This is a genomic window from Streptomyces sp. CAU 1734 (genome assembly GCF_039888735.1).
Classification (GTDB): domain Bacteria; phylum Actinomycetota; class Actinomycetes; order Streptomycetales; family Streptomycetaceae; genus Streptomyces.
On the sequence record NZ_JBDQQP010000004.1, the window covers coordinates 219,082 to 242,450 of the forward strand.

Here is a 23,369-nt window from a genome sequence, read left to right on the forward strand (position 1 = left end):
AGGGTGCTACGCGAGATGGGCCGGCCCGAAGGGCTGCGGAAGTATCTCCAGCAGCGGCACGATCCCGGCGGGGCTGTCCACCAGGAGGGTGTCACCGCCGAATTCGTACAGCAGCTGCCGGCAGCGCCCGCACGGGACCAGTTTCGCGCCCTGGCCGTCCACACAGGTGAAGTGGGTCAGCCGGCCGCCGCCGGTGGCCTGGAGCTGGGAGACCAGCCCGCACTCGGCGCAGAGCGAGAGGCCGTAGGAGGCGTTCTCGACATTGCAGCCGGTGACCGTGCGCCCGTCGTCGACGAGCGCGGCCACCCCGACCGGGTAGCCCGAGTAGGGCGCGTACGCGTGGGTCATCGCCTCACGCGCCCGCTCCCGCAGAGCCTCCCAGTCGGCGGGCGGGGCCGTCGTCACTTGCCCTGGCCCTTCCGGTAGCGCATACCGTCCGCCTTGGGCATTCTCAGCCGCTGTGCGGAGAGGGAGAGGACGAGCAGGGTCACCACATACGGGGTGGCGGTCACGAACTCGTTCGGCACCGTGTCGGTGGAGAGGTACCAGACCAGGACCAGGGCACCGATGACCGCGCTGACCACTGCCTGGATCATGCTCTTGCGGTAGAACTTCCAGACCGCCAGGCCGATCAGGACGACGACCAGAAGCAGCAGCAGCGCGTGGACGGACTCGCCGCCGTTGCGGAGCTGGAGCGCGTCGGCGAAGCCGAAGAGGCCCGCGCCCGCGGCGAGACCGCCGGGCCGCCAGTTGCCGAAGATCATGGCGGCGAGACCGATGTAACCGCGTCCGCCGGTCTGTCCCTCGTTGTAGATGTGCGAGGTGACCAGGGCGAGGAAGGCACCGCCGAGGCCGGCCATACCGCCCGAGATGATCACGGCGATGTACTTGTACTTGTAGACATTGACGCCGAGCGATTCGGCGGCGATCGGGTTCTCACCGCAGGAGCGCAGCCGCAGACCGAAGGCGGACTTCCACAGCACCACGAAGGTGAGTACGAAGAGCAGCGCGGCCACGATGGTCAGCAGCGAAAGATTGGTGACCAGTCCGCCGAGGACACCGGCAAGGTCCGAGATGAAGAACCAGTGGTGTTTCTCGATCGACAGCAGCCAGTCGGAGAGCCCCGGAATGGTGATGTCGGTGATGCTCTCCGCGGGCGGGGACTGCTTGGGGCTGCCGCCCTTGGCCTGCGCCTCGCCGCTGTTGAACCAGAGCTTGGCGAAGTAGGTGGTGAAGCCCAGCGCCAGGATGTTGATCGCGATGCCGGAGATGATGTGGTCGACTCCGAAGGTGACCGTGGCGACCGCATGGAGCAGACCGCCCAGCATGCCTCCCGCGACACCGGCGAGGACACCGATCCACGGATCGGTCTGCCAGCCGGCCCAGGCGCCGAAGAAGGTGCCCAGGATCAGCATGCCCTCGAGACCGATGTTGACCACACCGGCCCGCTCGGCCCAGAGACCGCCGAGACCGGCGAGACCGATCGGCACGGCCATCGAGAGCGCGGCGCTGATCTGGCCCGCCGAGGTGATGTCCTGTGCGCCGGTGATGGCGCGGACCGCGGAGAGGGCGAGCAGACCGCCCGCGATGATCAGCAGGATGACCGGGAAGGAGAGCCGCTTGCGGCCTCCCTTGGCGCCGCTGACCCTGGGGGCCGTGGGCGGCGGGGTGGAAGTCGCCGTGGCGCTCACGCCGACACCTCCTGCTTGTCGGAGTTACGGGCCTGGGCGGCGAGTTTCGCGCCGACCTGCCGCTGCTGGCGCTTGAGACCGTAGCGGCGCACCACCTCGTAGGCGATGACGACACAGAGGACGATGACGCCCTGGATGACGCCGACGATCTCCTTGTCGTAGCCCTCGAATTCGAGCTGGCCGCTGCCGCGCTCCAGGAAGGCCCAGAGGATCGCGCCGAGGGCGATGCCGATCGGGTGGTTGCGGCCGAGGAGGGCGATGGCGATACCGGTGAAGCCGATGCCGACCGGGAAGTCGCCGCTGTACTCGTAGGAGTCGTTGAGCAGGGTCGGCATACCGATCAGACCGGCCATGGCGCCGGAGATCAGCATGGACGTGACGATCATCCGCTTCACATTGACACCGCTGGCCTCGGCGGCGGAGCCGGACTGGCCGACCGTCCGCAGATCGAAGCCGAAGCGGGTACGAGAGAGGGTGAACCAGTAGCCGATACCCGCGGCGACCGCGACCACGATGAAGCCCCAGATGGGCGCCGGGGTGGTCGGGAACTCGAAGAAGTGGGCGGATTCCGGGATCGGGTTGGTGGAGATCTTCGTACCGGCCTCGTCGAGGTGACCGAGGCGGCCGACCTGGAGGAGGTAGCCGATGATCGCGGTGGCGATGGCGTTCAGCATGATCGTGGAGACGACCTCGCTGACTCCCCGGGTGACCTTGAGAACGCCGGCGATGCCGGCCCACATCGCGCCGACGATCATGGCGCAGAGGATCATCAGCGGAATCTGGACCGGGCCGGGCAGCGTCAGCGCGCCGCCGAGAGCGGCGGCGAAGAAGGCCGCGAGCCGGTACTGGCCGTCGACACCGATGTTGAACAGATTCATCCGGAAGCCGATGGCGACCGCGAGACCTGCCAGGTAGTAGGTGGTGCCCTTGTTCAGGATGTAGACCTGGCTGTCCGACTTGGTGCCGTAGTCGAACATGATGCCGAACGCCTGGAACGGCTCCTTGCCGGTGGCGGCCAGCACCAGCGCGGTGACCAGGAAGGCGACCACGATCGCGAGAAGGGGGGCCGCGAGCCCCAGGAGCACCCGCTCCTTGTCGAACTTTTTCATCGGTCCTCTTCCCCGTGCCGGGGGGTGTCGCCCTGTGTGCCGGATTCGGTGCCGGACGCCGTGCCGGTGGCATTGCCGTGGCCGCCGGCCGAGCCGCCGGTGCCGGTGTCCTCCAGATGGCCGCTGACCGCACCGGTCATGGCCGAGCCCAGTTCCTCCGGGGTGATCGCGGCGGGGTCGGCGTCCGCGACCAGCCGGCCGCGGTACATCACCCGCAGACTGTCGGAGAGTCCGATCAGCTCGTCCAGGTCGGCCGAGATCAGCAGTACGGCCAGTCCCTCACGGCGCGCCTCCCGGATCTGGTCCCAGATCTGGGCCTGTGCGCCGACGTCCACACCGCGGGTGGGGTGGGCGGCGATCAGCAGCTTGGGGGCATGGCTCATCTCGCGGCCGACGATCAGCTTCTGCTGGTTGCCGCCGGAGAGCGAGGCCGCGGTGACGTCGATACCGGGGGTGCGCACGTCGTACTCGCGCACGATCCGCTCGGTGTCGGCGCGGGCGGCCTTGATGTCGAGGAAGGCGCCCTTGCTGTTGGGCTTCTCGGTGACATGGCCGAGGATGCGGTTCTCCCAGAGCGGGGCTTCCAGCAGCAGGCCGTGGCGGTGGCGGTCCTCGGGGATGACGGCCATGCCGTCCTCGCGCCGCTTGCGGGTCGGCCGGTGCGAGATGTCCTGGCCGTCGAGGGTGAGTGTGCCGTGGTCCGGGTGGCGCATACCCATGATCGCCTCGACCAGTTCGGACTGGCCGTTGCCCTCCACACCCGCGATTCCGAGAACCTCGCCCTTGTGGATCGTGAAGTCGATGCCGTCGAGCACCGCGCGCACGACCCCGTCGGGGTCGGTGGCGGTCAGCCGCAGATCCGCCACGGTGAGCATGGGGACATCGGTGACGGTGGACTCGCGGGTCTCGGGCGAGGGCAGCTCGCTGCCGACCATCAGTTCGGCGAGCTGCTTGGGGGTGGTGGTGGCCGGGTCGGCGGTGCCGACCGTGGTGCCCCGGCGGATGACCGTGATCTCGTCGGCGACCGAGAGCACCTCGCCCAGTTTGTGCGAGATGAAGATGACGGTCAGGCCCTCGGCCTTGAGTTCCCGCAGGTTGTCGAAGAGCGCGTCGACCTCCTGGGGCACGAGCACGGCGGTCGGCTCGTCCAGGATGAGAGTGCGGGCACCCCGGTAGAGAACCTTGAGGATCTCCACGCGCTGGCGGTCGGCGACACCGAGATCCTCGACATGGACGTCGGGGCGGATGTTGAGACCGTACGCGTCCGAGATCTCCTTGATCTTGGCGCGAGCCCGGTCGCCGATCCCGTACAGCTTCTCGGAGCCGAGGACGACATTCTCCAGAACGGTGAGGTAGTCGGCGAGCATGAAGTGCTGGTGCACCATGCCGATGCCGCGCGCGATGGCCTCGCCCGGGTTGGAGAACGTCACCTGCTCGCCGTCGATCGCGATGGTGCCCTCGTCCGGCTTCTGCATGCCGTACAGGATCTTCATCAGGGTGGATTTGCCGGCGCCGTTCTCGCCGACAAGGGCGTGGACGGTGCCACGGGCCACGGTGATGTCGATGTCGTGGTTGGCCACGACCCCGGGGAATCGTTTGGTGATGCCGCGCAGCTCTACGGCATGGGGACTGCTGGACGCTTTGATGGCGCACTCTCCAGGGCAGGGAGCGGACGAGCAGAGGCGGTGGTGGCGAAAACTACCGTGTAGCAGAAAAGCTACGCGCGTAGCTCCGCCAAATCGTTGAAGAGCCGGACTGGAACCGGCCCGTCAACGGAGAGCGGACGTGAGTCGGGGCCCGGAAGAGCGGCACATGGCCACTCATTCCGGGCCCCGATTCGGCGGGCCGGATCAGGTGGTGGTGCGAACCTTGATCGTGCCGTCGACGATCTTCTTCTTCGCCTCGTCCAGCTTCGCCTGGATGTCGGCCAGGTGACCACCGGTGGTGACCAGGCTGACGCCGTCCTCGGCGAGGGAGTAGGTGTGCGTACCGGTCAGCGGCTTGCCGTCCTTGACGGACTTGGCCAGCTCGAAGACACCGGCGTCGACGTTCTTGACGACGGAGGTGAGGATCGAGGCCGAGTACTTCGACAGGGCCGGGTCCTTGGCCTGGTCGGAGTCGACACCGATCGCCCAGGTGCCCTTCTTGGCGGCGATGGCCTCGATCGCACCGGCGCCGGAACCGCCGGCCGCCGCGTAGATCACGTCAATGCCCTTGTCGAGCATGCCCTGGGCGGCGGCCTTGCCCTTGTCGGGGGAGCCGAAGCCGGAGAGGTCCGTACCCGTGGTCAGGTACTGGATCTGCACCGTGGCCTTGGGGTTGGTCTCCTCGACACCCTGCTCGAAGCCGGCGGCGAACTTCTTGATCAGCGGAAGGTCGACACCGCCGATGAAGCCGATCTTGCCGTCCTTGGACTTCAGCGCGGCGGCGACACCGGCGAGGTAGGAGCCCTGCTCCTCGGTGAAGACGATGCTGTCGACGTTCTTGGCGTCGGAGACCGAGTCCACCAGGCCGAAGCTGGTCTTCGGGAACTTGGGCGCGATCTTGTCGATCGTGTCCTTGTACGCGAAGCCGACGGCGATGACCGGGTTGTAACCGCTCTGGGCCAGCGAGGAGAGACGGGCCTCGCGGTCCGCGGGGGTCTCGCCGTGCTTGGCGGTCAGCTCCTTCGTCTGGGCGCCCAGCTCGGACTTGGCCTTGTCCAGGCCGCGCGCGGCGGAGTCGTTGAACGAGTTGTCGCCACGGCCGCCGACGTCGTAGGCCATGCCGATCTTCAGCTCGCCGCTGTCCGAACCGGAGGACTCACCGGTCGAGGACTCACCACAGGCGGTGGCGGTGAAGGAAAGGGCCGCGGTCGCGATGCACGCGGCAGTGATCTTGGATACCCGGCGCAAGAGGAGGGGTCCCTTCGAGACTGACCGAAAGCGCCTCTTCCGGCGCTGGTTTTGCGGCGATCGTAACGCGCGTAGATGTCAGTTAAAGACCTGTTCATGAGTCGTTATAGGATCGTCGCAACCCGGCGGCGGATGCGACGCTGCGCAGCGCTCCCGGCACATGCGGCGACAGCGTACGGGAGGGGCCGCGGGGACCCCGCGCCGGAGGCGGCCGGGGTGCGGAACCCGGAGGGACGGAGAAGCGCGCAGCCGGGCCCGGTGGGGCGTGGTGGGCCCGGTGGTGAGCCCCGGTGGTGAGCCCCGGTGGGGCCGACCGCGCGGAGGGTACGCGGCAGGCCGCGCGGGTCGTCGGCTTCACGGGCCGGGTGGGCGGCCGGGGGTGGTCCGGCCGCGCGCCCGGGTCCGGGTCAGGAGCGCGCGGCGTCCAGCAGGACCGCCGCCGTGAAGAGCTCCACGCCGACCTGGATCGCGTACTCGTCCGCGTCGAAGTCGCCCCGGTGCAGATCACGCTTCGCGGTGTCACCCGGGGTGCGCACCCCGAGCCTCGCCATCGCGCCGGGGATCAGTTCCAGGTACCAGGAGAAGTCCTCGCCGCCCAGGCTCTGCTCGGTGTCCTCGACGGCGAGCGCGCCCCGGCGCGCGGTCTGCGCGTCCCGGAGGAGTTCGGTGACGACCGGGTCATTGACCACCGGCGGGACACCGCGGACATAGGTGATCTCCGACTTGGCGCGGTGCAGGCCGGCGATCTCGTCGATGGCGGCGTGGACCAGGTCGGGGGCGGCGCGCCAGCCGGGGAGGTCCAGGCAGCGCACGGTGCCGGAGAGCTCGGCCCGGCCCGGGATCACATTGCAGGCGTGGCCGGACTCGATGCGGCCCCAGGTGACCGCGAGACCCGAGCGGGCGTCCACCCGGCGGGCGAGCAGGGCGGGCACCTCGGTGACGACCTTCGCCGCGGCCGTGACCAGGTCGGTGGTCAGATGAGGCCGGGCGGTGTGGCCGCCGGGGCCCTCCAGGGTGACTTCGAGCCGGTCGCAGGCGGAGGTGATGGGGCCGGGGCGCAGTCCGATGATCCCGGCGTCGACCCGGGGGTCGCAGTGCACCGCGATGATCTTCCCGACGCCGTCGAGGGCACCCGACTCGATGGCGTCCGACGCGCCGCCGGGCAGCACCTCCTCGGCGGGCTGGAAGATCAGCCGGACCGGGCGCGGCAGGAGCCCCTGGCGGTGCAGCTCGGCCAGGACGAGCCCGGCGCCGAGGACGACGGTGGTGTGCACATCGTGGCCGCAGGCATGTGCCCGGTCGGGGACGGTGGACCGGTAGGGCACCTCGGTCTTGGTGTCCGGGATGGGCAGGGCGTCGATGTCGGCGCGGAGCGCGAACAGCGGGGTGTTCCCGGCCCGGCCCGGGCCCTCCCCCGAACCGCCGGCCGCGATGTCCGTGCTGTCGCCCGTGTCGTCGATGCCGGCGCCCGCGCCCGTGCCCGCGTCCAGGCCGATGTCACACACCAGGCCGGTGCCGACGGCGAGTACCCGCGGCCGGAGACCGGCCTGTTCCAGCCGGGCCTTGATGGCGGCGGTGGTGCGGAATTCCTGGTTGCCCAGTTCGGGGTGCATATGCAGATCGCGACGGAATGCGATCAATTCGGCACAGAGAGATTCGGACAGCGTGCCCGGCAGTGTGACGCTCCTGGGCAGGCCGGCCTTGTCGGATTCGCTGGACGCGTCGGCTTCGGACTCACGGGACATCAGTTGGTTCACCTGTTGAAGAGTAGGCCCAGGCGGGGTCCAACTGACCACTGATCAACAAAAGTTCAATCCGATAGGGGAAGGAAAGTTGGTCCCGGAGGCGCATGATCGCGCGCCTCTGTGGGTACACTCACGCCTCCTTTGACGGTACCTCGGCCACCGGGGCCGCGCCCGGGTCTTTCCCCGGCCTCCGGCGGTCCTTCAGCCCGGCCCGTGCCGGATACCACTCCGGCGCGATATCGACTCCAGGCCGGGTCCCCTCGGGGGCCATGACGGCTCCACGGGGTCCCACGCGCCGCTCACGTCGATTTCCAGCCGGTCGGCAGCCCGGCGGGCGGCTCCGCTCCACACGGCCGCGAGACCGGCCCCGGGCGGCTCCGGCGCCGGGCCGCAGGACCGGACACGGGTCGGACGGAGCCGCGCACTCGGACGAATGGGGCCTAAGGTCCCTGTGCGGAGGAGTCCCGGCGTATCAGGCTGGGGACCGTACGCCTCGGTGTCCGGAGAACACGGCCACCGAGCACGATGTCAAGAGTGCGGAAGGGACCGGCAAGCCATGAGGCACCGCAGGGTCGCCGACCTGATGACCCCCGTCGCCGTGAGCGTTCAGCGCGGGACGGCCTTCAAGGAGATCGCGCGGCTGCTGGACGAGTACGGGATCACGGCGGTGCCGGTGGTCGATGACGACGGGCGGCCGGTCGGGGTGGTCTCCGAGGCGGATCTGCTGCGCCGGCAGACCGCCAGGACCACCGCGAGCACCGCCGAGGCGCTGATGTCCAGCCCGGCCATCGTGGCGCAGCCGCAGTGGAGTGTGGTCCGGGCGGCCCGCGCGATGGAGGAGTACCGGATCAAGCGGCTCCCGGTGGTGGACGGCGCGGGGCGGCTGACGGGGGTGGTGAGCCGCAGCGATCTGCTCCAGCTCTTCCTCCGCCGGGACCGGGCGATCCAGGAGGAGATCCTGGAGGACGTCCTCACGCAGACCCTCGGGCTCTCGCCCTCCGCGCTGACCGTGGATGTCACCGACGGGCGGGTCACCCTCAGCGGCACGGTGGAGCACCGCAGCCTTCTCCCCGTCTTCGTCCGGCTGTGCGAGTCGGTGGACGGGGTGGTCGAGGTGATCGACCGGCTCTCCTGGCGGCTGGACGACACCGGCACGGCGGGCAGGGCGGGAGCGGTGCCCGGCCCCTCCCCCGCGGGGACGGTGGATGTCACCGGCGGGCCCCGCCCCGGGGACACCGGCGCCGGGTCGCGGCCGGACCCGGCACGCGAGGGCTGACGCGGCCGGCGCACGCGGCGGGGTCGTACGCGGGCCGGCGCACCCGGACAGGCGTACGCGGGCCCGGCAGCCCGACGCCGGCGCCGCGCTCACCACGACACGCCGGTGCGCTTCAGGCGCTGCTGAGCGAGAGCTTCACCGCGAAGCCGAGGAAGAGCGCGCCCACCGCCGAGGTGGCCCCGGCCGAGAGGCGCCTGCGGCGGCGGAAGGCCGCCGCGAGATGGGTGCCGGTGAAGATCAGCAGGGTGAGATAGAGGAAGCTGGCGATCTGGAGAAGGCCGCCGAGCACCACGAAGGTGATCGCGGGATAGGCGTAGGCCGGATCCACGAACTGCACGAAGAAGGCGACGATGAAGAGGATCGCCTTGGGGTTGATCAGGCTGATCAGCAGCGCCCTGCGGAAGGGCCGTTCGGTGTCCTTCTCCGCCTCCGCGGCCGGGGTTTCGGGCGCTTCCGCATGCCGGTTGACCCACATCGACCAGGCGGAGCGCAGCAGTCCTATCGCGATCCAGGCCAGATAGGCCGCGCCCGCGAACCGCACGATCGCGAAGAGCAGCTCATTCGTCCGGAAGAGCGAGGAGACGCCCAGCGCGGAGAGCACGATCAGGGTGGTGTCGCCGCACCACACGCCGGCGGCGGCGCGGTATCCCGTGCGCACACCGCGCCGGGCCGCGACCGAGAGCACATAGAACGAATTCGGCCCGGGGAGCAGGACGATGAGGATGAGACCGGCCAGATAGGCCGGAAGATCGGTGACACCCAGCATGAAAGGGAGTCTCGCACACAGGTACGACACTCCGGTCCTGTGTTCTTCCTCACGACATCCGGGGCGTGCGGGGCAGAAGGGACCAACCGCCGGCGGCGGGGGACGGAACGCCGGCAGCAGCGGCCCGTACCCCGGAACGCCGGCAACCGCGGTCCGGGGCACGGGCCGCCGGATCAGAAGCTCTCCGCCGGGACATGGGTCCCCCAGATCTCCCGCAGGGCGTCACAGACCTCGCCGACCGTGGCCCGGGCGCTCAGCGCGTCCTTCATCGGCGGCAGCACATTGCCGGTGCCCGCCGCCGTCTCCCGGAGCCGGTCGAGCGCCCCGCTCACCGCGGTCCCGTCGCGCTCCTCCCTCAGCCGGGCCAGCCGCTCCGTCTGCCGGGCCCCGATCTCCGGGTCGACCCTCAGCGGTTCATAGGGCTCCTCCCGGTCGAGCACATGGCGGTTGACGCCCACCACGACCCGCTCGCCGGACTCCGTCTCCCGCGCGATCCGATAGGCGGAACGTTCGATCTCGCCCTTCTGGAAGCCGCGCTCGATGGCGCTCACCGCACCGCCCAGCTCCTCCACCCGGCCCATCAGGGCGAGCGCCTCCTCCTCCACCGCGTCGGTCATCCGCTCGATCGCGTACGACCCGGCGAAGGGGTCGACGGTGGCGGTCACATCGGTCTCGTGGGCGAGTACCTGCTGGGTGCGCAGGGCGAGTCTGGCGCTCTTGTCGGTCGGCAGCGCGATGGCCTCGTCGAAGGAATTGGTGTGCAGCGACTGGGTGCCGCCGAGGACGGCCGCGAGTCCCTGCACGGCCACCCGGACCAGATTCACCTCGGGCTGCTGGGCGGTCAGCTGCACTCCCGCCGTCTGGGTGTGGAAGCGCAGCATCAGCGATCTCGGATTCCGCGCGCCGAATTCCTCCCGCATCAGCCGGGCCCAGATCCGGCGCGCGGCCCGGAATTTGGCGACCTCCTCCAGAATGGTCGTCCTGGCCACGAAGAAGAACGACAGGCGGGGTGCGAAGTCGTCGATCTCCATACCTGCGGCGAGCGCGGTGCGGACATATTCGATGGCGTTGGCGAAGGTGAAGGCGATTTCCTGTGCGGGTGTGGCACCGGCCTCCGCCATATGGTATCCGGAGATCGAGATGGTGTTCCATCTCGGCATTTCGGTACGGCAGTAGCGGAAGATATCGGCGGTCAGCCGCAGCGACGGGCCGGGCGGGAACACATAGGTTCCCCGGGCGATGTACTCCTTCAGCACGTCATTCTGGACGGTGCCGGTGAGCCGGTCCGCCGCCGTGCCCTGTTCCGCGCCGACCAGCTGGTAGAGCAGGAGCAGAAGCGCGGCCGGGGCGTTGATCGTCATCGAGGTGGAGACCTGGTCGAGCGGGATTCCGTCGAACAGGACACGCATGTCCTCGATGGAGTCGACGGCCACCCCGACCTTGCCGACCTCGCCGTGCGCGATCGGGGCGTCGGAGTCGTAACCCATTTGGGTGGGAAGGTCGAAGGCGACCGAGAGCCCGGCGGTGCCATGGGCGATCAACTGCCGATAGCGGGCATTCGATTCGGCGGCGGTCCCGAATCCGGCGTACTGCCGCATCGTCCACGGCCGGCCGGTGTACATCGTGGGGTGAATACCGCGGGTGAAGGGGTACGCGCCCGGCTCCCCCAGCTTCTCCACCGGGTCCCAGCCCTTGAGCGATTCCGGCCCGTACACCGGTTCGACGGGCAGCCCGGATTCGGAATGGCGTGTCATTTCTCTGCCTCCCCTTGATCCGCTCCGGAGTCTCTTCCCCATAATGCGCGCCATTGTGCAACCGGGCAGGACCCGATTCCATCTGGGGAGGAGGAGAAACCACGGAGCACCCGCGGGGGACGGCGGGAACCGTGCGGAACCGCAGGGGGTCACCATGCCGACCACACCATTCGGAACCTACGCCGCCGCCGCGCACCGGGCGGGCTTCCACCGGAGCCGGGCACACGGAGCGCTGATCCGCCGGGCCATCGCCGTACTCACCGTCCTGACCGTGGCCGGCGGCTGTACGGCGCGGGCCACCGAGCCGTCCGCCGGACCCGGCGGCTCCGCCTCCGCCGCACCGGGGCGGAACGACGCCGGGCTCTGGAGCCCGTCCGGAGATCCCGGCGCCGCGCCCCGCCGGACGGCCGGGGCGCGCCAGAGCCCGGGCTCATCGGCGGACACGGCGCCGGAACCCGCCGACGCGCTGATGCGCCGGGGGGACAGCGACCCGCTGGTACGGGAACTCCAGGCCCGGCTCGCGCAGATCGGCTGGTTCGACCACGCCCCGACCGGGTTCTACGGGCGGATCACGGCCGTCGCCGTCCAGGGTTTCCAGGGCAGGCGCGGACTGCCGGCCACCGGCGCGGTGGACCCCGTCACCTGGCGGCGGCTGCTCGCCATGACCACCGCGCCGACCCCGGACGAACTCAGCGGCACGGCCGCGGACAAACCGGCCGCCCGGCTGGATCCCCGGTGTCTCCGGGGCCGGGTGATGTGTGTCAGCAAGACCGGCCGCACACTCTCCTGGGTGGTGGAGGGCGTGGTGCGGTCGACGATGGATGTGCGCTTCGGCTCCCAGTACACCCCCACCCGCGAGGGCACCTTCACGGTGTTCCTGAAGTCGCGGAACCATGTCTCGACGCTCTACGACACCCCGATGCCGTACGCGATGTTCTTCAGCGGCGGCCAGGCGGTGCACTACTCGGCGGACTTCGCGGCCCGCGGCTACGGCGGGGCCTCGCACGGCTGCGTCAATGTCCGCGACCGGGGAGCGATCGCCGCCCTGTTCGCGGAGATCCGTACCGGGGACCGGGTCGTCATTCACTGGTGAGAACGGCCGGCGGGACGGGCGCGCGCCCGTGGCGGCGGCGGTACGGGAAGAGGTGGCGCGGACGGGACCGGGGGAACGTGTCCCGCCCGCGCCAATGCGCCCAGCCGCAGGTACGGGGGGAACCCCGGCTTCTGGCGCCGCCGATGACCAGTCGGCTCACTCCGTACTGCGTCACGCGCCCGGAAAATGTCACACCCGGCCGAGGTGCCCCGCGAAGCAACCGCCGGGAGACGGCCGCGCGCGGGACGGAGCGGGACGGGTCAGACCGTGTTCCGGGCCGGTTCGGCCGGGTCTCCCGGCGGGACGGGCCGGGTGAACCGGACGGTACGGACGGTCCCGGTGACGGTATGGACCACCGCGCCGGGGAGCGCCGTCACGGAGCGGGCCGCTCCGGCGGTGCATCCGTCCCGGGAGACGGTGAGGGCGGGCCCGAGGTCCTCGGCACGCGGAGCGGCTCCGGGCAGCGCCTTGGCCTTGCCGGGCTTGCTTCCCTTGCCGGGCTTGCTTCCCTTGGCGGGCTTGCTTCCCTTGGCGGGCTTGCTTCCCTTGGCGGGCTTGGTTCCCTTGGCGGGCTTGTTGGTCTTGCCCGGTCCGGTGTCCGCGGCGGGCCCGCCGCCGGCGGCCGGGCCCTTGCCCGGCAGGGACGGCTTGGCGGCATTGCCCGCGCCCGCACCCGCACCCGCACCCGCACCGGGCCGGCTCTTGTGACCGCTCTCCGCCTTGCTCCCGGGCTCCGGCTCCGCGCGCAGCACATGGTCGCAGAACTGCTTCACCTTCCCGGGCCCCTTCGCGGCACGCTCCAGCCGCCGCTCCCGGTGCGGTTCGAGCGTTCCCGCCCGGTGTTCCCGGCAGGCGGAGACAATCTTGCGGTGGCGCTTGGCCTTCCACTCCGCCCGCTCCCGGTCGGATCTGTCGCCCTGCCACCCCTCCCCCGGGTCCGCGGGCGCCGCGCCGCCGGGCCCGCGCCGGCCCGCGGGGCCGCCCGACTCCGCGTCCGGACCGCCGGCGGGGGGAGTGACCAGCGGATCCGTGCCCTCGGCACCCGGCCCGCCCGTACGTCCGCCGGAGTGTTCGCCGGCCGGGGGTCCGTGGTCGCCGGACCCCGAGACCGAGGTGGTCCGGCCGCCGAAAGGAGAGGGCAGCACCCCGGCGGCCACCGCGACCGCGCCCACGGCGAAGGCGGCCACCGCGGCGGCCATCGCGAACCGGGCGGAGGCGAGCCGGGGATTGGTGGAGCGGCGGGCGGGGAGCGGTGCCGGAGCCAGGCGTACGACTCCCAGACTGCCGCTCGGGGCGGTGTCGGCCTCGTGCCCGGTGCGGGGGCGCGGCACGGTGCCGGCCGCGCGGGCGTCCCTGGCCTTCCGGAAGGCGGCCGCGGCGGCGGCTTCGCCGGCCTGCTCACCGGCGGGGGTGTCCAGCCGGGCGGCCTCGCGCAGCACCCGGTTCAATCGTGCGGCCTCGGTACGGGGTTCGCCCTCGGGAGCTTCGACCGGCTCACCGCGCAACAACCGTTCCGCCGTGTCCTTGTCGAGCCACTCGTACCGCTCGTCGGCCATCACATGTCCTTCTGCGTCCTCAGCCGTGTATGCGTCACACCGGCGGGTGCCACCGCACCCGGACGTGGAACGCGTTGCGGAGGCAGACCGTTCAGATCCGCCCGGCGACCGGCGGGGCCGCCGCCCAGGTGTCCGCCGCCCTCGGAGGGGCCGTCAGAACCGTACGCTCCGGTGCCCGGATCCGTGTATTCCGGCCGTGCGCGACCGTCATATCCGGTCATGGCCGAATCGCTGTATCCGGACCTGGAGCGGCTCCCGTACCCCGTCCCCGGCGAGTCGTCGCCGAAGCCGGATCCGCCGCGCCCGGGGGTGTACCCCGCGCCGGTTCCGCCCGCCGGCCGAGGTGCGGCGGGCCCGTGTCCCCGGCGGCCGGGACTCTCGTACGGGGGAGGCGGGGCGGGCCGGCCGTCGGCGTACTCCATGCGCTCCCGGTTCCCGGCCGGTCCGGCGGGCTCGGCCCGGTCGGGGCTCTCGGGGCCCAGCAGCTCGGCGAGGCGCTTGAGTCCCCGGTGCGCCGCGGTACGGACCGCGCCGGGCCGTTTTCCCAGCGTCCGGGCGGCGCTCTTGGCGTCGAGGCCCACCACCACCCGCAGCACGACGGCCTCGGCCTGGTCCTGCGGGAGCTGGGCGATCAGCGCCATGGCGCTGCCCGTGGAAAGCGCTTCCATCGCCTCGTCGGCCGTGTCGGACCGGGCGGGCCGCCCGGTCAGCTCGGTCTCGTCGCCGCCGACCGCCGGGCGGCGACCGCGCATCCGTATGTGATCGAGCGCCCTGTTGCGGGCTATTCGGGCGGCCCAGCCCCGGAAACGGTCGGCGTCACCGCTGAACCGGTCCAGATCGCGGGCTATCTGGAGCCACGCCTCGGACGTCACGTCCTCGGCATCCGGATCCCCGACAAGCGTGCGTACATATCCGAGCAACCGCGGGTGCACTGAGCGGTACACAGTACGGAAAGCGCATTCGTCCCCGTCCTGCGCCGCGAGCACCGCGGCGGTCAGCTCCGCGTCGTCCCCCAGCACTACCTCAACCTGTTCCGAATCGCAGCTGGTCACCACTGCTCGCGTCCCCGGTACGCGCATCAGCACGCTACGGCGTGCGCCCGGGTCGCGTCCATGGCTTGGTACAACTTGCAACAATATGCCCACTCAGGGGGGTGTGACAGAAAAAGCCGACCCGGCGCTGAGTGAAGTACGGGGACGCACCGCGACCCCGTCGGACGGCGACCGGGGCCTCTCCTGTGGGGGGTGGCGGCCCCGGTCGTCCTTCCATCTGCCACACCACACGCGCGATAAACCTCGCGGCCCGGGACCGGATGTGCACACTCCGGCCCGGTGGGGCCGTACCGGGCGGGATGTCCGGGCGGCGGGTGGGCGGGCGACCTCGCCGGCGGGGGCCCATCGATCGGGCCCGGACCGCCACACCCCTGGAATCACGGGCCCCGGAGCGCTCGGGCGGCCGGGCCGCCGGCGATTCTCCCCGGTCTTCCCCGGTCTTCTCGGGCCCTTCGGACGGTCTCGCGGTGACGGAGTCCCGCGGCGCACCGCGACCGGCGCACTGTCGGCAGTTCGGGCGTGCGCAAAGGGCCGCGCGCCGGTACACACGCCGGAGCGCCCGGCTCGGAGTCGGCCACACCGGCGTCGGCACCGGCACGGGCACGGGTGCCGGGCGGTACGGCGGTGGTGCGGGGCAGTGGTGCCGGGGCGCCGGCCCCGGATCACGGATCACGGATCACGGACGCCAAGTGCCCCACGCCGCGCGTCAGGCGTCAGGCGTCAGGCGTCAGGCGTCAGGCGTCAGGCGTCAGCGGCGCACTCTGGCCCGGCGCGAGACCACCGCGCGCAGTACCCGCCGGCCCTCGGTGGAGACGCGCAGCACCTGCCTCAGGCCGGCCCCGCCCTCCCCCTCCGCGAGGATCTCCAGCACCCGGATCTGGCGCCGCAGTTCACCGGTGACCAGTGGTCCGGCCGTACTGGGCGCGCCCTGCCGGTATCCCTTGAGGATCTCGATCACCTCGGCCGCCGCCGGGGGCTCGCCACCGGTGCCCTGATCGCCGCCGGCCGACGAAGCGGAACCCGAAGCGGAACCGGCGTCCAGACCGTGGTGGAGTTCGAGCGCGGCGACGGAACACGCCTCGGCCCACTCCCGCAGCGCCCCGGCCTCCCAGTCGGCGGGAGCGGCGCGCAGCAGCTCCCGTACGAGCACGGCGGATTCGTCCCCGGCCTCCGGGTCCTCCGCCCGCGCCTCCCCGGCGGCGAGCGCCCCGGCGAGTGAGGCGGGCCATCGCGCCGCGCCGCCGGCCAGTCCGGCCCAGAGCGGACGGAGTACGTCCGCGTCGGACTCGGGCTGGGGCAGGCATCGCTCCAGGCAGGCGAGTCCGCTGGCGGCCAGCCCCCGCTCATCCGCCTCTGCGATCAGTTCCCTCAGGCACTTCGACGCCATCGACGCCTCCCATCGCGGATGCTTCCTCTGCGCACAGCTGCGCCCCTTGGCTCATTCGCGTCAGGCCAATCACCCGGAAAACCCGCTTCTTCCAGGGGCGGAAGAAGGATCGACCGTTACTGACCGTCGGGGCTGCTTGGCGCAAAGTACCCTCTGCGAGCCATCGGCCGCCATGGTTTCGCAGAGGCGAACGATCGCGAAGCCCCACCCGGGGCACCGATCAAGTGAGCATGAGTCACTCACAGATGCGCCACACATCTGTTACATTCTGCCCACCCGGAACTCGGTTCATGGAACATGCACTTGGTCCTCCCGAGCCCCTCCGGACGGAGCGGCGGTGTGAGCCCGCACACCCCCGGGCGGACTCACACCGCGCGCTCCCCCGCCGCCTCCGGCCGCGCCGGGAACTTGGCGAGCTGCATCCTCGTGATGGCGCGCACGACCATGATCGCCAACACCGCGGCGGTCACGAACAGGGCGTCGGAGACCATGTACTCCCTGATGGCCGAGCGCATTTCGCCGATGGTCCCGGCCTCCTGGTAGCTGTCGCTCGCGATCTGCAATCCCACGATGCTCGCCAGCCAGAGCGCCCACCAGACATTGATCAGCGCACGCGACTCGCGTCCCGTGACGGCATGGGGGTCGCGGCGGCTCGCCGCCCAGATGTCGGCGGCCACACCATAGGGAATCCAGATCATCCCGATCGGGATGAACCAGCCGCCGATGGACCAGCCGGGCCCCTTGCGCTGGAGATCCGGGGCGAAGATCCCCGCGTTCTCCCGCACCCGGCGGAACCAGAGGATGAAGGCGAACGCCGCGGTCACCAGCGCGAGGCCGTGAAGAGCGCCCGCGAACCACACGGTCTCCCCAATCAAGGTGAGCTCCGCTTCGGTGGCGTACCGCGCGCTGTCCCGGGCCCCGTCCAGCCGGTCGCCGGCCCGGACCCAGGACACGATGGACCAGAGATCGGCCGCCGCCACCAGGACGAGGGCCGCCACGGCGAACCGCGAAACCAGCAGCGGGGATCGCAGCTGACCGGCTTCCGGCAGCGACCGCCCCGCCGGCCGCTGCTTCCGCGCCCGTCCCGGCCTCCGCTCGGAAACGGCAACCGCAGCTGTACCCGCACCCTCACCCATACCGGCAGCGGTGCAGCTCGCGCAACCGGTGCCCCCGCCGCTCGACACGGTCTCCGGCCGGCCTCCGCACACGGAACACGGCATGTCTGAACCCCCCGGGAATTCAACGCCCCTCCCCAGGAGCGCCGGTGACGCGGCCACCTGCACAAACGGCCGGCCGCTCGCGGACGATATGTCCCACCACGGCGTCTCGTCCAGTGAGAATTCCCTGCTCAGAGCTGTGCGGCCCCGGCCTTGCCCCGGTGATCGCCAGCCGCGGGCCGGTCCTCAGCCCGCCAGCCGCGCCGCCAGCCGCTGGAAGCCGGCCCAGTCGCGCGCCGGGGTGCGCGCGTCCCAGAGCTTCTGCGACGTCGCCCGCAGCGGCATGGCGATACCCCGGGCGATCTGCTCCGGCGTCCGGGCGTCCGCCAGATCGCACCAGATCGCGAACCGCCCGCCCAGGATCTGCCCCGCGTACTTCTCCGGCACCGGCCGGGTGCCGCGCAGCACCAGCGGCGTCCACTGCTCGTAGATGCGCCGCCCGGTCGGATAGGCGAAGTCATTGGGCTCGCCGAGGACGTAGTACAGATACTCGTCGTTGACGTTCACCACCCGCCGGCCCTCGGCCAGATACTCCTCCGGGGGACGGGCGCCGATCTCCTTGCCGGTCCAGTACTCGACCTCGATGTCCTTGTCGACCGAGACCCGGCCGCCCCGGAAGAGGCCGTCGTTCCACACCTTCGCCGTCCGTCCCGGCAGGCTCAGCGCGGCGGCCCGGTCGTTGACCCAGCGGGTGGCGAGGTCCTGGACCCGCCCCCCGGGCCCGTACTCCCGGCGGGCGAGGGCGGCCAGCCGCGGAAAGGACGCCTCCGGGTCACGGCGGGTCAGGGCCTGGTACTCGTCGCCGCCGACATGCCAGTACGCGCCGGGGAAGAGCTCCCCGTACTCCCCCAGCAGCTCGTCCACGATCCGGGCGGAGGCGGGCTGCCCGATGTCGATGGCACCGCGCACCGCCCGTCCGGCGGCATCCCGGAGCTGGAGTCCCGGATGGCGGGCGAGCAGAGCGCCGAGATGGCCCGGGGAGTCGATCTCCGGGATGACGGTGATGTGGAGCGAGGCGGCGAGGCCGACTATCCGCCGGACCTCCGCCTTGGTCAGATGGTCGCGGGAGACGATCTCCGGGTGGGTCCGCGACTCGATGCGAAATCCCTGGTCGTCGGAGAAGTGCAGACCGAGCTGGTTGAGCTTGAGGTCGGCCATCTCGCGCACCCGGGCCTCCAGCCAGGCCGCGGTGAAGTGCTTGCGGGCGGTGTCGACCATCAGTCCGCGCTGCGGGCGGGCCGGACCGTCGCGTACGACTCCCTCCGGCATCGCGCCGCCGGAGCGCACGGCCTGCTTGAGGGTGCGGGTGCCGTAGAACACCCCTGCCTCGGCGGGTCCGGATATCCGGACCCGGCCGTCGCGGGTGGTGAGGGTGTACGACTCCGGGCCGCCCGGTACCCCGCGCGCCAGGGCCAGCTCCACATCGCCGGCCCGGGCCGGGGCCTCGCCCCGGTAGGCGATGCGCAGTTCCCGGGCGAGCAGCCGGGCCTCGTCGGCCAGGCCGGCCGCGCCCGCGGCGACGACCACGCCCGTGCCCGGACCGGGGCGCCAGCCAGGACCCCGGGCGGGCACATGGCTCCGCACGGCGGGGATGGTCGCGGGCGCGGCGGAGAGGGGGTGCGCCCGGGTGGGTGACGGGCTCGGGGTGACGGACGCCCGGCCGGTGCGCGCGGCGGCGGCCCGGCTCTCGGTGCCGGAACCCTCCGGGCGGTCGGCCGTGCCGGTGCCGGTGGCGGCGCTTCCGGTGCCGGTGCCGGCTGCCGGGCCGCCGGCGGTGTCGTCCGCGCAGCCGGCCGCCAGGACGGCCAGCACGGCCGCGGCGGTGAGGGACCGGGCGCGCCCGGTGTGCCGTATCACTCGGATACCTCCCTTGCCGCCCCGCCGGCGGGTGGGGCCCGGCGGGTCCGGATCCCCCACCGACCATCACACACGGCGCGGCCGTCGCGCACCGGGAGGCCCCCGGGCGGGGGCCGCCCGCCCCGTTCACGCACTGCCCCATTCGAGTGGTTTGCAGCCTTTGATATGACTTGTGCGGGAGTTCGGGGCGCCGGAGTCCGCACCGGCGCGCCCGGGGTCGCGGACGGGCCCGGGGCGAACCACCCGGGAGCGGCGCGGAAACGGAAGGCCGCCGCGGCAGGGGAGTAAACGGCGGGGAACCGGTACGGAGCGGTACGGACGGCCCTTCCGGGTAGCCCGTACGAGGCTGATTGATTGCCTGTTTGATCACACCTGTGGACCCGGCGCGAACGAACCGACAAGTCGTCGCTACGATGGCCGGGGCCGGTGGACCGTACCCGGCCGGGCCAGACCGACAACCCAAGCCGGCAGGCCCCAGTCCCCGCTCCCGGAGGGTCTTCCGTGCCGGCTGGAACGCTGTACCGCGGCCGGGAAGGAATGTGGTCCTGGGTGGCTCATCGAGTCACCGGCGTCCTCATCTTCTTCTTCCTGTTCGTCCATGTCCTGGACACCGCACTTGTCCGCGTCTCCCCAGAGGACTACGACAAGGTCGTAGCCGTCTACAAGACACCGATCGTCGCGCTGCTGGAGTACGGCCTCGTCGCCGCCGTGCTCTTCCACGCGCTCAACGGCCTGCGTGTCATCGCCGTGGACTTCTGGTCCAAGGGCCCGCGCTACCAGAAGCAGATGCTCTGGACCGTCGTGGGCATCTGGATCGTCCTGATGGCGGGTGCCCTGTACCCCGTCCTCGGCCACGCCGCACGCGAAGTCTTCGGGAGCTGACGCCGCACATGTCTGCTGACACCTCTTCCGCATCGGCCATCGGCCCCGTCGAGGGCGCCGCCACGCATTACGACGTGGACAATCCGGCCCCGTACATCGAGGCGCCGCGCAAGCGCACGGGCAAGACCCCGCGCGCCACCCGCGGCAATTTCGAGATGGCCGCCTGGCTCTTCATGCGCCTCTCCGGCGTGGTGCTGGTCGTCCTGGTCATCGGTCACCTGCTGATCCAGCTGGTGCTCGACGGCGGTGTGTCCAAGATCGGCTTCGCGTTCGTCGCGGGCCGCTGGGCGTCCCCGTTCTGGCAGGTCTGGGATCTGCTGATGCTCTGGCTGGCCATGCTGCACGGCGCGAACGGCCTGCGTACCGTGATCAACGACTACGCGGAGCGTCCGAACACGCGGCTGTGGCTCAAGGGCCTGCTCTACACCGCCACGGTGTTCACCATCCTGCTGGGCACGCTGGTGATCTTCACCTTCGACCCGAACATCCGCTAAAGCCGGGGCTGACGAACCAATGCAGATCCACAAGTACGACACCGTCATCGTCGGCGCCGGCGGCGCGGGCATGCGCGCGGCCATCGAGGCCACCAAGCGCAGCCGTACCGCGGTGCTGACCAAGCTCTACCCGACCCGCTCCCACACCGGCGCGGCGCAGGGCGGCATGGCCGCCGCGCTCGCCAATGTGGAGGAGGACAACTGGGAGTGGCACACCTTCGACACGATCAAGGGCGGTGACTACCTGGTCGACCAGGACGCCGCCGAGATCCTGGCGAAGGAGGCCATCGACGCGGTCCTCGACCTGGAGAAGATGGGCCTGCCGTTCAACCGGACGCCGAACGGCACCATCGACCAGCGCCGGTTCGGCGGGCACTCGCGCAACCACGGCGAGGCCCCGGTCCGCCGGTCCTGCTACGCGGCCGACCGCACCGGTCACATGATCCTCCAGACGCTGTACCAGAACTGCGTCAAGGAGGGTGTGGAGTTCTTCAACGAGTTCTACGTCCTGGACCAGCTGATCACCGAGGTCGACGGGGTCAGGAAGTCGGCCGGTGTGGTCGCGTACGAGCTGGCGACCGGCGAGATCCATGTCTTCCAGGCGAAGGCGGTCATCTACGCCTCCGGCGGCACCGGCAAGTTCTTCAAGGTGACCTCCAACGCGCACACCCTCACCGGTGACGGCCAGGCGGCCTGCTACCGGCGCGGGCTGCCGCTGGAGGACATGGAGTTCTTCCAGTTCCACCCGACCGGCATCTGGCGGATGGGCATTCTGCTCACGGAGGGCGCCCGCGGTGAGGGCGGCATCCTGCGGAACAAGGACGGTGAGCGCTTCATGGAGAAGTACGCTCCCGTGATGAAGGACCTGGCCTCGCGCGACGTCGTCTCCCGCTCCATCTACACGGAGATCCGCGAGGGCCGCGGCTGCGGTCCCGAGGGCGACCACGTCTACCTCGACCTGACCCACCTGCCGCCGGAGCAGCTCGACGCCAAGCTGCCGGACATCACCGAGTTCGCCCGTACCTACCTGGGTATCGAGCCGTACACGGACCCGATTCCGATCCAGCCCACCGCGCACTACGCCATGGGCGGCATCCCGACCAATGTGCGGGGCGAGGTGCTGGCGGACAACACCACCGTCGTGCCGGGTCTGTACGCGGCCGGCGAGGTCGCCTGTGTGTCGGTGCACGGCGCCAACCGGCTGGGCACCAACTCGCTCCTCGACATCAATGTCTTCGGCAAGCGCTCCGGCATCGCCGCGGCCGAGTACTCGTCGACCGCCGACTTCGTCGAGCTGCCGGAGAACCCGGCGTCGCTGGTCGAGGAGCAGGTCGAGCGGCTGCGCGCCGCCACGGGCAATGAGCGGGTCTCGGAGATCCGCCGTGAGCTCCAGGAGACCATGGACGCCAATGTGATGGTGTTCCGCACCGAGCAGACGATCAAGACCGCGGTCGAGAAGATCGCGGAGCTGCGCGCTCGCTACAAGAACGTGTCCGTCCAGGACAAGGGCAAGCGCTTCAACACCGATCTGCTGGAGGCCATCGAGCTGGGCAACCTGCTCGACCTGGCCGAGGTCATGGCGGTCTCGGCGCTGGCCCGCAAGGAGTCGCGCGGCGGTCACTACCGCGAGGACTACCCGAACCGCGACGACGTCAACTTCATGCGCCACACCATGGCGTACCGCGAGGTCGGCGACGACGGCTCCGAGACCGTCCGTCTCGACTACAAGCCGGTCGTCCAGACCCGCTACCAGCCGATGGAGCGTAAGTACTGATGGCTACCCCCGTACTGGACAAGGTCGAGGCAGAGGCGGCTGCCTCTCCCTACATCACCGTCACCTTCCGGATCCGCCGCTTCAATCCGGAGGTCTCGGAGCACGCGGTCTGGGAAGACTTCCCGATCGAGATCGACCCGAAGGAACGCGTTCTCGACGGTCTGCACAAGATCAAGTGGGATGTCGACGGCACGCTGACCTTCCGCCGCTCCTGTGCGCACGGCATCTGCGGCTCCGACGCGATGCGGATCAACGGCAAGAACAGGCTCGCCTGCAAGACGCTGATCAAGGACATCAACCCGGAGAAGCCGATCACGGTCGAGCCCATCAAGGGCCTGACGGTCCTGAAGGACCTGGTCGTGGACATGGAGCCGTTCTTCCAGGCGTACCGGGACGTCATGCCGTTCCTGGTCACCAAGGGGAACGAGCCGACGCGTGAGCGGCTGCAGTCCGCCGAGGACCGCGAGCGCTTCGACGACACCACCAAGTGCATCCTGTGCGCCGCGTGCACCTCGTCGTGCCCGGTGTTCTGGAACGACGGGCAGTACTTCGGCCCGGCGGCGATCGTCAACGCCCACCGCTTCATCTTCGACTCGCGTGACGAGGCGGGCGAGCAGCGGCTGGAGATCCTGAACGACAAGGACGGCGTCTGGCGCTGCCGGACCACCTTCAACTGCACGGACGCCTGCCCGCGCGGTATCGAGGTCACCAAGGCGATCCAGGAAGTGAAGCGCGCGCTGATCACGCGCCGCTTCTGAGTCCGGTCGCCGGCTGACGCGCTGAAGGGCCCCGGTCCCGGGTTGGGACCGGGGTCCTTCGCTT

At 70.8% G+C, this 23,369-nt stretch carries 19 protein-coding genes; 6 read left to right on the plus strand and 13 right to left on the minus strand.

From position 1 onward, the window contains the following. Window positions 1–6: 6 nt before the first annotated feature. The 6 genes from AAFN69_RS09280 to AAFN69_RS09305 form a co-directional block, all read right to left on the minus strand. On the minus strand, window positions 7–405 hold the full coding sequence (locus AAFN69_RS09280) for a cytidine deaminase (protein WP_347727865.1): 399 nt from the start codon (window positions 403–405) through the stop codon (window positions 7–9). Continuing rightward, complete coding sequence (locus AAFN69_RS09285) at window positions 402–1,691, minus strand: ABC transporter permease (RefSeq protein WP_347727866.1); 1,290 nt, start codon at window positions 1,689–1,691, stop codon at window positions 402–404. Before AAFN69_RS09285 ends, AAFN69_RS09280 begins: the two co-directional genes overlap by 4 nt. After that, window positions 1,688–2,800 (minus strand): ABC transporter permease, encoded by a 1,113-nt coding sequence (locus AAFN69_RS09290; RefSeq protein ID WP_347727867.1) that lies wholly within the window; start codon window positions 2,798–2,800, stop codon window positions 1,688–1,690. The genes AAFN69_RS09285 and AAFN69_RS09290 overlap by 4 nt, the downstream gene beginning before the upstream one ends. Further along, entirely contained in the window at window positions 2,797–4,446 is a 1,650-nt protein-coding gene (locus AAFN69_RS09295; RefSeq protein ID WP_347728100.1) for an ABC transporter ATP-binding protein, read from the minus strand. The genes AAFN69_RS09290 and AAFN69_RS09295 overlap by 4 nt, the downstream gene beginning before the upstream one ends. Window positions 4,447–4,650: 204 nt before the next feature. Then, complete coding sequence (locus AAFN69_RS09300) at window positions 4,651–5,694, minus strand: BMP family ABC transporter substrate-binding protein (protein WP_347727868.1); 1,044 nt, start codon at window positions 5,692–5,694, stop codon at window positions 4,651–4,653. A gap of 407 nt (window positions 5,695–6,101) precedes the next feature. Beyond that, window positions 6,102–7,439, minus strand: a complete 1,338-nt coding sequence (locus AAFN69_RS09305) for an amidohydrolase (protein WP_347728101.1) — start codon at window positions 7,437–7,439, stop codon at window positions 6,102–6,104. Window positions 7,440–7,995: 556 nt separating this feature from the next. On the opposite strand from AAFN69_RS09305, the gene AAFN69_RS09310 reads away from it, so the two are divergent. After that, entirely contained in the window at window positions 7,996–8,715 is a 720-nt protein-coding gene (locus AAFN69_RS09310; RefSeq protein ID WP_347727869.1) for a CBS domain-containing protein, read from the plus strand. Between the two features lie 112 nt (window positions 8,716–8,827). Here the strand turns inward: AAFN69_RS09310 and leuE are convergent, their stop codons facing one another. Then, window positions 8,828–9,481: a leucine efflux protein LeuE gene (leuE, locus tag AAFN69_RS09315; protein ID WP_347727870.1), complete on the minus strand. Its 654-nt coding sequence runs from the start codon at window positions 9,479–9,481 to the stop codon at window positions 8,828–8,830. A gap of 173 nt (window positions 9,482–9,654) precedes the next feature. Continuing rightward, window positions 9,655–11,235 carry a methylmalonyl-CoA mutase family protein gene (locus AAFN69_RS09320; protein ID WP_347727871.1) on the minus strand — a complete coding sequence of 527 codons (1,581 nt, stop codon included), beginning with the start codon at window positions 11,233–11,235 and terminating at the stop codon, window positions 9,655–9,657. 154 nt (window positions 11,236–11,389) lie between these two features. Between AAFN69_RS09320 and AAFN69_RS09325 the strand changes: the two genes are divergently transcribed. After that, window positions 11,390–12,328 (plus strand): L,D-transpeptidase family protein, encoded by a 939-nt coding sequence (locus tag AAFN69_RS09325; RefSeq protein WP_347727872.1) that lies wholly within the window; start codon window positions 11,390–11,392, stop codon window positions 12,326–12,328. Between the two features lie 260 nt (window positions 12,329–12,588). On the opposite strand, the gene AAFN69_RS09330 is transcribed toward AAFN69_RS09325, so the two are convergent. The 5 genes from AAFN69_RS09330 to AAFN69_RS09350 all read right to left on the minus strand — a co-directional run bounded on the left by AAFN69_RS09330 (window position 12,589) and on the right by AAFN69_RS09350 (window position 19,397). After that, window positions 12,589–13,884 carry a hypothetical protein gene (locus AAFN69_RS09330; protein ID WP_347727873.1) on the minus strand — a complete coding sequence of 432 codons (1,296 nt, stop codon included), beginning with the start codon at window positions 13,882–13,884 and terminating at the stop codon, window positions 12,589–12,591. Continuing rightward, window positions 13,884–14,816: an RNA polymerase sigma factor gene (locus tag AAFN69_RS09335; protein WP_347728102.1), complete on the minus strand. Its 933-nt coding sequence runs from the start codon at window positions 14,814–14,816 to the stop codon at window positions 13,884–13,886. Before AAFN69_RS09335 ends, AAFN69_RS09330 begins: the two co-directional genes overlap by 1 nt. A gap of 868 nt (window positions 14,817–15,684) precedes the next feature. After that, complete coding sequence (locus tag AAFN69_RS09340) at window positions 15,685–16,323, minus strand: hypothetical protein (RefSeq protein WP_347727874.1); 639 nt, start codon at window positions 16,321–16,323, stop codon at window positions 15,685–15,687. Between the two features lie 365 nt (window positions 16,324–16,688). After that, a complete protein-coding gene (locus AAFN69_RS09345; RefSeq protein ID WP_347727875.1) occupies window positions 16,689–17,321 on the minus strand; it encodes a DUF4328 domain-containing protein in 633 nt (210 codons plus the stop codon). 405 nt (window positions 17,322–17,726) lie between these two features. Then, complete coding sequence (locus AAFN69_RS09350; protein WP_347727876.1) at window positions 17,727–19,397, minus strand: glycoside hydrolase family 20 protein; 1,671 nt, start codon at window positions 19,395–19,397, stop codon at window positions 17,727–17,729. 501 nt (window positions 19,398–19,898) lie between these two features. Between AAFN69_RS09350 and sdhC the strand changes: the two genes are divergently transcribed. Genes sdhC through AAFN69_RS09370 form a run of 4 tightly spaced genes read left to right on the plus strand, consistent with a single transcriptional unit; the run spans window position 19,899 to window position 23,305 of the window. Next, window positions 19,899–20,279 (plus strand): succinate dehydrogenase, cytochrome b556 subunit, encoded by a 381-nt coding sequence (sdhC, locus tag AAFN69_RS09355; protein ID WP_347727877.1) that lies wholly within the window; start codon window positions 19,899–19,901, stop codon window positions 20,277–20,279. 8 nt (window positions 20,280–20,287) lie between these two features. After that, window positions 20,288–20,773: a succinate dehydrogenase hydrophobic membrane anchor subunit gene (locus AAFN69_RS09360; RefSeq protein ID WP_347727878.1), complete on the plus strand. Its 486-nt coding sequence runs from the start codon at window positions 20,288–20,290 to the stop codon at window positions 20,771–20,773. Window positions 20,774–20,792: 19 nt separating this feature from the next. After that, a complete protein-coding gene (gene sdhA, locus AAFN69_RS09365; protein WP_347727879.1) occupies window positions 20,793–22,547 on the plus strand; it encodes a succinate dehydrogenase flavoprotein subunit in 1,755 nt (584 codons plus the stop codon). Further along, on the plus strand, window positions 22,547–23,305 hold the full coding sequence (locus AAFN69_RS09370) for a succinate dehydrogenase iron-sulfur subunit (protein ID WP_347727880.1): 759 nt from the start codon (window positions 22,547–22,549) through the stop codon (window positions 23,303–23,305). The genes sdhA and AAFN69_RS09370 overlap by 1 nt, the downstream gene beginning before the upstream one ends. Window positions 23,306–23,369: the final 64 nt, after the last annotated feature.